This window comes from Brevibacillus brevis (genome assembly GCF_900637055.1).
Taxonomy (GTDB): Bacteria; Bacillota; Bacilli; order Brevibacillales; family Brevibacillaceae; genus Brevibacillus; species Brevibacillus brevis.
This window is the reverse complement of record NZ_LR134338.1, coordinates 1,968,361-1,978,147: the sequence shown is the minus strand read 5'-3', so window position 1 is coordinate 1,978,147 and position 9,787 is coordinate 1,968,361. Positions and strand designations below refer to the sequence as shown.

General features: G+C 42.5%; 10 protein-coding genes. 3 read left to right on the top strand and 7 right to left on the bottom strand.

Annotation, left to right across the window (positions count from 1 at the left end; translation table 11 throughout):
• Positions 1 to 20: 20 nt before the first annotated feature.
• The 4 genes from EL268_RS10190 to EL268_RS10175 form a co-directional block, all read right to left on the bottom strand.
• Positions 21 to 836 (bottom strand): methyltransferase domain-containing protein, encoded by an 816-nt coding sequence (locus EL268_RS10190; protein WP_106653686.1) that lies wholly within the window; start codon positions 834 to 836, stop codon positions 21 to 23.
• A gap of 1 nt (position 837) precedes the next feature.
• Positions 838 to 1,638: an alpha/beta hydrolase gene (locus tag EL268_RS10185; protein ID WP_106653687.1), complete on the bottom strand. Its 801-nt coding sequence runs from the start codon at positions 1,636 to 1,638 to the stop codon at positions 838 to 840.
• A gap of 37 nt (positions 1,639 to 1,675) precedes the next feature.
• Positions 1,676 to 4,933, bottom strand: coding sequence for an ACP S-malonyltransferase (gene fabD / locus EL268_RS10180; protein WP_106653688.1), 3,258 nt, complete (start codon positions 4,931 to 4,933; stop codon positions 1,676 to 1,678).
• 83 nt (positions 4,934 to 5,016) lie between these two features.
• Positions 5,017 to 5,778 (bottom strand): 4'-phosphopantetheinyl transferase superfamily protein, encoded by a 762-nt coding sequence (locus EL268_RS10175; protein WP_232030372.1) that lies wholly within the window; start codon positions 5,776 to 5,778, stop codon positions 5,017 to 5,019.
• Positions 5,779 to 6,151: 373 nt separating this feature from the next.
• On the opposite strand from EL268_RS10175, the gene loaP reads away from it, so the two are divergent.
• From loaP to EL268_RS10160, 3 genes are all read left to right on the top strand, one after another.
• Positions 6,152 to 6,685: an antiterminator LoaP gene (gene loaP, locus EL268_RS10170; RefSeq protein WP_106653690.1), complete on the top strand. Its 534-nt coding sequence runs from the start codon at positions 6,152 to 6,154 to the stop codon at positions 6,683 to 6,685.
• Between the two features lie 305 nt (positions 6,686 to 6,990).
• Positions 6,991 to 7,140, top strand: coding sequence for a lipase family protein (locus tag EL268_RS33840; protein WP_331251423.1), 150 nt, complete (start codon positions 6,991 to 6,993; stop codon positions 7,138 to 7,140).
• Between the two features lie 328 nt (positions 7,141 to 7,468).
• A complete protein-coding gene (locus EL268_RS10160; RefSeq protein ID WP_106653778.1) occupies positions 7,469 to 7,882 on the top strand; it encodes a hypothetical protein in 414 nt (137 codons plus the stop codon).
• A 315-nt stretch (positions 7,883 to 8,197) separates the two neighbouring features.
• Here EL268_RS10160 and EL268_RS10155 read toward each other — a convergent pair whose 3' ends face one another.
• From EL268_RS10155 to EL268_RS10145, 3 genes are read right to left on the bottom strand one after another with little or no spacing between them, the layout of a single operon-like run.
• Positions 8,198 to 8,332 carry a cyclic lactone autoinducer peptide gene (locus tag EL268_RS10155; protein ID WP_106653691.1) on the bottom strand — a complete coding sequence of 45 codons (135 nt, stop codon included), beginning with the start codon at positions 8,330 to 8,332 and terminating at the stop codon, positions 8,198 to 8,200.
• The gene (locus tag EL268_RS10150) at positions 8,322 to 8,858 is read right to left on the bottom strand and encodes an accessory gene regulator ArgB-like protein (protein WP_106653692.1); all 537 of its coding nucleotides are present in this window, start codon (positions 8,856 to 8,858) and stop codon (positions 8,322 to 8,324) included. Before EL268_RS10150 ends, EL268_RS10155 begins: the two co-directional genes overlap by 11 nt.
• Positions 8,851 to 9,507 carry a hypothetical protein gene (locus EL268_RS10145; RefSeq protein WP_106653693.1) on the bottom strand — a complete coding sequence of 219 codons (657 nt, stop codon included), beginning with the start codon at positions 9,505 to 9,507 and terminating at the stop codon, positions 8,851 to 8,853. The genes EL268_RS10150 and EL268_RS10145 overlap by 8 nt, the downstream gene beginning before the upstream one ends.
• Positions 9,508 to 9,787: the final 280 nt, after the last annotated feature.

The window sequence follows — 9,787 nt, the reverse complement described above, 5'->3', positions numbered from 1 at the left end:
ACTCGACTCCCCCCTTTCTTCTACACCAATTTCTCACCAACAGCCATGTATAGCTGTCTGAGAATAGAATGACCTTCCGTATTCAGCATGTTTCGCCATGCAACTGATAGCTTGCCCAACGCTTTGCTGGATAAATAACCGTCACGCACCAACTGCACTGGTATGCCTACACCCTCCGACTTTAGAAACATTTCGTACCCGAGAAGCTCGCTATGAGCGCAAATGACTTCGAAATCTATTTTTCCAAGTCCACCTTGCTTGAGGACCGTTGGCAGTTCACGACCGATTTTCGGGTTGCCGCCTTCCGCATAGCGTGCCGCACAGTAGGCATCATACAGCTCTCGTAATTCTGGTACATGTGGGGTGGTCATGATGTGCATCTCGAAATCATTGTCGATAAATACCGCTTTGCCACCTGGTTTTAATAACCTCGCTACTTCACGAACTGCACCGACTGGGTCGGGTAAATGCTCCAATACGAGACGAGTAATGGCAAAATCATAGGAATCGCTAGGTAAGCCGGTTTCCATAATCGATCCCTCGACGATCTCAAATCGATCAGATTGCTTTTGTGTCAAATAGTTTTTGGAATAATCCACGAGAAGAGGGTCAATCTCCAATCCCGTCACTCTGCCATTTGGAAACTCCTGCATGACCTTTTCCATCACGAAGCCTGGCCCCGAGCCTAGCTCTATGACCGACATCCCATCTGTCAGACCAAACTCGATATAATGCTTAAGCTCTTTCCCCCAAAACAACTCCACCTGAGATTTCAAACGTTCTATTTCTACCTCAACATTCGTTGCAATGTTTGCGATTTGATAAGAACCTTCCATGTTATTCCCTACCTCCGCCATTCGATATCGATTCGTTTAAAAAAGCCAAGATGTGACCAGCAACGGCTTCCCATTCAGGATCAAGCATCATATCATGACTGATATTTGGGAACAAAACAGGTTCGATTCCGTATGTTTTGCCAATTCGGCGCGTTGTTTTCTCAGAAATCATCCGATCTTGTTTGGAGCCAAGAACCAGCATCGGAGCTTTTGCACTGATGGTTTTGGGAACAATTTTTCCATTCATCTCGGTTCTTGCTTTTAGTGATTCAGGCTGCAAGAGCTTCACCCACTCGTCCTTTTTTTCAATCGGCAGCTCCTTGGAAAAAAAGACATTGGCAAGCAGTGAAGCATCTCTTTTTTCGTTATATGTAAACAATTGCATAGCTTCTTTAAAATTTCTGAACATCAATCGAAGCAAGTCTCGCATCCCCCCATGCGGAGGAATCGAGGCAACGAGAACGATACCCGAGATTATATCTGGATGCTGGTGCAAGATCCTCTGCACTATGCCTCCGCCCATGGAGTGTCCGATCAGCACTGGCTTGTTTCTTAGACGCCCGATCACTTCAAGAACATCATCCATGTAATCCTGTAGTGTGTAGGAATGAAGATTTTCAAAGCCGTCACTTTCACCGTGACCACGAAGACTCAGCGCATAGGAAGAAAAACCTTTATCCGCAAAATAAGGAAGGAAGTTTTTTTCCCAACACCATGCTCCATGACATGCTCCATGCACAAAAAGAAGAGGCGCTTCGCTAGAAACGCCTTCAGGATGGTATTCTACTAGTTCCAAATTCATTTTCGCAGTTCCTTTCTTATTTGAGAGTCATTCCTTTTTACTTGCTTGAACCTGTTAAGGCGTGGATACGCTGATTCAAAAGGTTGGCCGTCTCCTTGACCAGCATTTCACCGATTTGATCAACATGGCGGTCTCTCCAATTTTCAACAGCCGTTCCCTTCACCCATTGATTAAAAGAACCTAACGCAGGACCGCAGTAAATCTGATAATCCACTTTATAGCTTTCGGCTCCATCTAAAGCCCAGTCAAAACAACGGTTAAAATACCATTTGAAAAGCAATGCCATCTTGTATTTGGGCGTTCGTTCCGCTCTTTTCAGTTCCTGAGGCGGGCAAGTGGCTTTCATCTGTTCATATATCTCTTCAAAGCTGCGTTTAAAATACTTTTCCTGAAGCTGCTGCTTGGTTTTCTCATCGATTTCATCAAGCGAGTTGTATTGACGATAGAGGTCGTGTAATTTATTGGCTCTCGCTGGAAAGAATAACCCCTTTTTCAACACCTGAATTTTGGCTCCCATTTCAAACATTTCACCCGCTGGGGCATACTCGGTGTCTTGAACATTGGCCAACTGCAACGAATCCTTCACCGACTCGCTGGTCGCTGCCTCCACTGTACACTGGTTAATCGAACCTGTGACAATATAATCCGCCCCAAGCATGAAAGCGACCGCAGCAGCCTCAGGAGTTCCAATGCCGCCCGCTGCCCCGATTCTGATCGGCTTACGGTATCCATACTTTTGCATCATGTTATCTCGTAGCCTGATCATCGCTGGCATCAAAGCAGAAGCTACACCGTGATCGGTATTTCCTCCAGAATCGGACTCCACCGTTAACTCATCCGCCATCGGAACTTCTCGTAACAGACTCGCTTCTTCCCTCGTAAGCTTATGTTCTTGCACCAATTTTTCTATCAGGTACTCAGGTGCGGGACTTAAAAAAGCTTCCGCTACCTCAGGCTGTGATACCTTGGCAAAAATTTTATTGGCCGCCTCTACATGCCCGTTCATCCCTCGTTTCAACCCCTTGGCCCGATAGATGATCAACGCGGGGGTAATCGCCATAAACGCAGACGCTTCCATCACCCTCACTTGATAGGCAAGATACAGATCAACGATTCTTTCTTCCATGGATGGGTCACTTGGATGATGCAACAAATTCATCCCATACGGCTCGCCTTGCTGTAATTCATGTTGAATCTGTTGGATCGCACGCTCGATTCTATCTAGCTGTAAGCCACCGCTTCCGAAAAAGCCCATCATCCCGGCTTTCCCCATTTTAATGACCAGCTTTTCCGATGAAATTCCCTTGTACATCGCTCCTGCCAGGTAGGGATATTTTAGTTTGTAGTCCTGTTTAAATTGCTGATTTCCCAGTGAAAAAGCGGTAATCCCTTTTGGCTGCTCCATGCTGTTCGATAGCTCTTGCTCCAGGTTATCTTTCTCTTCTTCCTCTTCTATGACCAGCGGCTCTGCTTCATTTCGGATTGTAGTAACTAATTTGGTCAGCACAGTACCAGGGCCTACTTCTTCTATTTCGTTTTCCCCCAAGGCCAGGAGATATCGAATACTGTCATTCCATTTTACTGGGTGAGTAATTTGCTCAACCAAATTTCGTTTCACATCGCTCTGTTTATAGGGTCTTGCGTGAACATTTGATATCACAGGGATGTTCATACTGGAAAACGCAAACTGATTCAAATAGTCCTCAAAGCGTTGCTTCGCATCGCTCATGTAACGGGAATGGAATGCTCCGCTCACCTTTAGCGGTATGTATACTTTTACCCCCGCTTCCTGAAAAACAGGGTTGGCACGGTCAATATCTTCTTTCCGACCAGCAATCACAAATTGGGAGGGAGAATTGTGATTGGCAATATCGATGCCAGTTAGATTATTTTCATGTAATACGCGTTCCACTTGCTCCAAAGTAAACCCGATCACTGCCGCCATCCCCCCGCCGACGGCCTGACTCATCAACTCTCCTCGTTTTTTCACCAAATGCAGCCCTGTCTCAAAATCAAACACCCCTGATGCAAAAAGTGCGTTGTACTCACCCAAGCTGTGCCCCGCCACATAGTCAGGTTTTTTCCCGGTTTCCTTCACTTTTTTCAGATAGCTAAGCGCATTTACCACGTACAAAGCCGGCTGGGTAAACTGGGTTTTACTTAACTGTTTGTCTGGATCATGCAGACATAGTTCTTTGATGGAATAACCTAATATCTGATCAGCCTTGGCCGTTATTTCTGGAAACTCATCAAAAAGAGAGCCCCCCATTCCTTTTATTTGGGAGCCCTGTCCTGGGAAAACATATGTGGTCATTTTTCTGCCTTCCTTTCTACTTGTTTTATTTGAAAATAGCTGCTTGATGTGCTCTACATTTTCGCCATCCTTTTTAAAAGGAGTGATGATTGAGTGGCATTCTGACTGAGAATCTTGCCGCAGATTTCGCTTTGTAAAATTACTTAAATTTCCTGCAGGTCCCAAATCCAAATAGATGTAGCTTTGGTGTTCCTCCAGCTCTTGGACAGCTTTTGGAAGCTGCATCGGTTTTCTTACTACTTGCCAAAAGTAGTCAGCTGGCAGTTCCTTCATGAGTTCACCATGAACACCCGATACAAAGGGAATCTGGGGAATTCCAAATGATTTATGCTTCAATACCTCTCGATAATGTGGTTCAGCCGGATCGATGTAAGCGGAGTGAAAAGCATACGATACGGGTAGTCGTTGACAAATAATCCCCTTGCCTTTCACATAATCCTCTATACGTTGTAGCTGATGACTGCTCCCGGCAATGACAAAATGCGAATGAAAATTCACCGCTACCAACTCACTATTTCGATGCAATAGCGGGTCTTGATAATACAAATCGGGATTGTGGAGAATCGCAAGCATACTTCCCTTCTGACAATACGTTTCGTAAAGGGTGGCTTGTTCAACTACGAGTTGCAGCAATTCTTCCACAGGCATGACCCCAGACACAGCCGCCGCCGCAAACTCCCCCAAACTACTCCCTAGACAATAGTCGGGCTTTATTCCGCTTTCCATGAGAACCTGGGCCAGAGCATATTCCACCATAAAAATGGCGGGATGCGTATAAAGGGTGCGATCAAATATGTCGTCTCGACGCTTCGTGTCATCATATAACTGGGCAAGGACAGACTCCCCGATCAGGGAATGTACCTTTTCATCTAACCTAAGCATCCATTTGCGAAATACCGGATTCTGATCAAAAAGGTCTTTCCCCATCTGATAGTACTGGGACCCTTGTCCAGAAAACATAAACACAACAGGCTTTTCCATGTATGATGCACCCCTTGTTTTTATAAAAGGTTTTTATAAAGAAAACTCCCCACAGCCTGGTCAATTGACCGCTTGCGGGGAATTCATAAGCGATTTATCATGGAGTATTCTATTTCCTGAAGTACATCCTTTACTACAGCAACACTCCACTCTGTCTTTTTCGGGTAGGTGATTGAACACACAAAGTCACCTAGGATAAAGGATGCCGTCCGGTATTGAGGAAAGTTTTCAAAAAGGCTATAAACAATCCCGTCCCTTGCCTCCACTTGGCTTATTTCATAGATATGAAAAGAAGTTGTTAAGCCTGTCTTCAAAATTTTGGATAACGCTTCCTTGACTGTCCAGAAAAGAGTGAGGGTCGTTTCATAGGAATATGGCAAGTACGAAAACAAGTTGCTCTCTTTCACAGTCATTTGCGTCTCTAGAACTTTATTTCTATCAACGCTAATTCTCTCTATATCAATCCCCATCGGCAGCTCCTCCGAAAAAGCAATGGCAGCTGCAAGATCATCACAGTGGGTGATACTCACTTGGAGATGGGTTGAATTCGGTAGGTTCACGACAGGGTGATGAAGAATGCCCTGTTCAATACATATTCGGTCTAAGCTGTCTTCTCCGGTCAGAAACGAAACGGCTCGTTTGGCGACATATCTCCCAGTCAGGTAGCTTTTTACTCTCCGCTCAAACTCCAGATGAAAATAGTACTCAAATTCTTTCGGGTGCAGGAATTTTACTATTTTTAAAAAATCTGCGGGAACTGAAAAGTAGCCCATGCACAAACTGGCACGAAACTCTCTATCTATCCCTTTTATAACGAATTCTTTCGTAGAGATCTGTGGAAACACATGCAATCCAATCTCCGCCTTTCGTTCTCCTACTATGCCAAAGGGCAGAGCTTCCCCAGTTCGTGGGTAAATAAACATTACACACTACTGTTTCTCCGTATGTCCTCCCTACGTTCCTTTAACGTGCCGAAACATCGATTAAACTCCCTAAGGGATTTTCCTTTTGATAAGAAACTTTCTTAGATTGATATCCATATTTTTCTATTAATACCATAATATCACATTTATTGCACAATACGAAAGAATTGGATATATTTAGTATACTACCACAGTTTTTTAAAAAGATATCTACTACATCATTCCTATTTTTTGGGGAAACTTAGCGCGGTCTAGATACTTGCGAATACACTTCATAATGAAAGGATTACCCACCTTGAAATGGTATGCTATCTTCGTAGAATCCGGAAAAGAAGAAGTCGTTCAAAAATACCTCAGACTCTATTTTAATGAGCAATCATTATTGTCCGTTGTACCGAAGAGATTGGTTCCTGAGAAAAAGTCAGGCATTGTGTATAATGTCATGAAGAATATTTTTCCTGGATATGTACTGATTAAGACTGAAATGACTAACGAAATGTTCCATAAAATCAAAAAAATTCCTAGAAGTTTGCGTTTGGTCAATAACGGTAGTTACTATTCGCAAGATGAGGGCACTTATTATTCGAGCATTGACGAAAAAGAAATCACCCCGATACTCCAACTCATGGGAAACGGTGAGGTTGTCGATTATTCAAAAGTTTATCTGGAAAATTCAAAGGTGATCGTCGAATCTGGTCCCCTAAAAGGACTGGAAGGCATCATCAAAAAAGTGGATAAGCACAAAAATAGGGCAAAAATATTTTTAACCTTTATGGGAGTAGAGAAAACAATTGATGTGGGAATTGAAATCCTTTCAAAGCCTTTGTAAAAGGGGAGCGTGCGTACGCGCCCTCTTTCCTTTTTCTTCCACACCTCTATATAGTTCGTCATTGCAACCTTCCATCCTGTCCGATATGTAGTCATCCAAAGGTTTTCGACTACGATATACCATTCCGGCTTTTGCAGATGCAGAGAATCACATGTCTTTATCAATCAACACTGGAACGTTTCATCAGAAAAATAAATCAGTTTTCAGCATCAAAAAAGCTGTTTATTACTGGACACAACTACGGTGGCCCTCTGGCTGTGCTGGCAGCCTTAAATATTGCGCTTAAACACGAAGTTTAGGCACCAATTGTTTATACCTATGGCAGTCCGCGTATTGGTGAACCCCACTGCGCTTTACGCTTCAATAAAGTCGTTGCAAATAGTCTACGCATTGTAAATGTTCACGACTTTTTTCCTACATTCCCCGATCAAAAGTATCCGCCTCCGTTTACGTAGAAAGGATTGTACTACCATGTGGATCGGGAGTATTTGTTGGGTTTTCAGTTGAATAGTTTAGCTGTAAGGAATCATGAAATTGTTTGTTATTTTAAGTTTCTGGCGCAGGAGGACCCTGGGTTTACAGAGAGGTTGTGCGCTGAGAATGAGGAGTTTTGTCCGGGGATGTTGATTCAATTGGATCACTCTCTTTTTTTATGCCCTGTTTATCACGCCGTGAGAGGCAAAAAAATATTTATTGATAATCATTTTCAACGAGATTATAATGGTTATAATTTCCAAATATTTACTTTCATTATGGATGAATAAAAAAGGAGGCATTACGATGATGAAAAAAGCCATTTTAGCAGGGGCATTAGGAATTGCAGTACTTTCGGGGGCAAATTTGCCAGGATTGGAAGTCTCAAAAGCTAGCGCAGCAACTACGACTTTAGACCTTCAAGAAGTTACGAAATACTATTCTCTGAGTTCATACGAAGTGACGCAAAAAGAATCCTTTCCGCTTAAAAAGGGAGAAGAGCTTACGATTTTTGTAAACAATTCAGGATTCCCGATTTCTTATACAGTCTTTAATGCGGATAATCAAGTAATTGGTACATACCAAGCTAATTCACCTTACGGACGCGTATTCCAAGCAGAAAAAGACGGAAATATTTCTGTACAATTTCAAGCAGGTGCGAATTCTTCCTATATGAAAAAAATGAATTTTACAGCTAAATTCGCTCTTTCCAAGTTTCATTAATCGTTAAGCGTTGTAAAAACAATAAGCGGCTGTCTCAAAAGTCGATTTTCCGTCTAAGAGACAGCCTGCTTGGATTCATTCACGATTCAAAAAACAGCGTTGTTTACGCCAATGAACCAGGCGCAATAAAATAAGAAACCCCTTGTCTACCAAGGGGTTGAGATAATGAGAACGATCTGAAAGAAGCCGTCGATAAGTACAATACAATCATACACGAGATGATCTGTTTAAAAAAATGAGGATTTACAAAAGCGCAATGGGACAACCAGTTTTCCCCGTTTGACGTGAGAAATTGTCTGTGTCGTTCATGGCTCCTTATTTCTTTAATTCTTCTGGAATTTCAGGTTTCCCCACGAAACCAAAGGATGCTGTAGATACTGCCAGTACCGCAACAAATGAAGCAATTGCAGAAACATATTTCGCTACGAACATCATCGCTTTATTTTTCATCTTTTCCACCTCCTTTCAGTGGAATTAGCGTCAGTGCTTGCACAAAGAAAGTCTTAACCAGTGTCTCGCTTTCTATGAAAAATAATGTACTGACGATGATAATGGAGATGGTCTTGAGGAGCAAAGTCTGATTCTGTTTGAATAGTCGTGATTGCATTTCCATTTCTTGCGGTGCAAAAAGTGCTACTAGGATTAATGTGATAATAATAATTGGGGTGACAAAATCATTAGGTAGGGTAATGAGAGGGATGAATACAGCTCCTGAAATACTTGTCATGGTGCAGTAGACAGACGATGAATAGTGAAATCCTCCTGAAAATTGGCGTAGTACTAAAAATCCGGCCAATGTGATCAATGTTCCTTGAAATGTCCCTATCATGAGTGAAAGGGTAAGGCTAATCGTAATGATGAGAAGCATGTTGATGATAAGGATTAACCCAAATTTCATGGTAGGGACTGACTTTGTTTCATGTGGGTTGATCGACTTTAGTTGTATGGCTATTCTTTCAGCAAGAGTTTCAATCATATTCCCCATCCCTTTTTATAGCCAGCCATGCCAGTATCGTGATTCCGATTGCCATTCCAAAGAAAATCCACACTAAGGAAGCAATTCCATATGTACTTGCTAATTTAAACAAGACTGTTATCAATACACCTGTTACAATGATCAGTGACAAAATCACCATGTTGATTCTATGATAAAGAGAGAAAGGCGCTCCGTCTCTGACAAATGTAAATTGCAGTCTACATTTCCTAAGTCCATAGCATAATGCAAAGGTAAGTAATGCGGAGATTGTTTGGAATATGAACCCTGTGTTGATGGTTCGATCCTCTAACGATTCAATTGTCTCTAGGGTCCCTATGACGGTCAGGAAGAACACTTCCATCATCTGAATCCCCAAGTAGATTCCTGCTGTTATCATGGTCATTAAGGCAGCATGTCCCCAATTCACGTTCCATACCAGGATTAATGCCCCAAAAATTATGACGACTTGGGCTATGGTTGCATAGTCTCCATACGGCGTAAATTGTCGCAGCCCAAACGAGAAAAGCATTAATACTAGGCTCACAAAGAGAATCCGGTTGATATGCACCATAAAACCAAACCTAAATAGCGTAGTCATAAGAGCAAATATTGCGAGGTATTCCAATGTTGAAAACAGGACGAACAGCATTTAACTTTTTCACCTCAATTACTTATTGAGTGTTATATTCTCCTAGAAACGACAGATTCCTGCTTGAATTTACCAGTTTTTACATTTTGAGCGTTCAAGCGCCACTGGGCGCAGAAGTATGATTTTTGAAAAAAAATCACTTTAATCCTACCCACTTACCACCCCACGATGAGTATTTCTCAAGAGTTTTCTTATTTTTATTCTGGTAGGTTCGAACTAGCGACCACCACCCTTTCAAGAGGAATCACTTGGTGGTCTCCGATAACCCAATATAGTCAAA

What these genes read in the sequence shown, in the direction of transcription:
- EL268_RS10190 (WP_106653686.1), bottom strand. Translation starts at nt 836, where the DNA reads ATGGAAGGTTCTTATCAAATCGCAAACATTGCAACGAATGTTGAGGTA.
- EL268_RS10185 (WP_106653687.1), bottom strand. Translation starts at nt 1,638, where the DNA reads ATGAATTTGGAACTAGTAGAATACCATCCTGAAGGCGTTTCTAGCGAA.
- fabD (WP_106653688.1), bottom strand. Translation starts at nt 4,933, where the DNA reads ATGGAAAAGCCTGTTGTGTTTATGTTTTCTGGACAAGGGTCCCAGTAC.
- EL268_RS10160 (WP_106653778.1), top strand. Translation starts at nt 7,469, where the DNA reads ATGAAAAAAGCCATTTTAGCAGGGGCATTAGGAATTGCAGTACTTTCG.
- EL268_RS10155 (WP_106653691.1), bottom strand. Translation starts at nt 8,332, where the DNA reads ATGAAAAATAAAGCGATGATGTTCGTAGCGAAATATGTTTCTGCAATT.
- EL268_RS10150 (WP_106653692.1), bottom strand. Translation starts at nt 8,858, where the DNA reads ATGATTGAAACTCTTGCTGAAAGAATAGCCATACAACTAAAGTCGATC.
- EL268_RS10145 (WP_106653693.1), bottom strand. Translation starts at nt 9,507, where the DNA reads ATGCTGTTCGTCCTGTTTTCAACATTGGAATACCTCGCAATATTTGCT.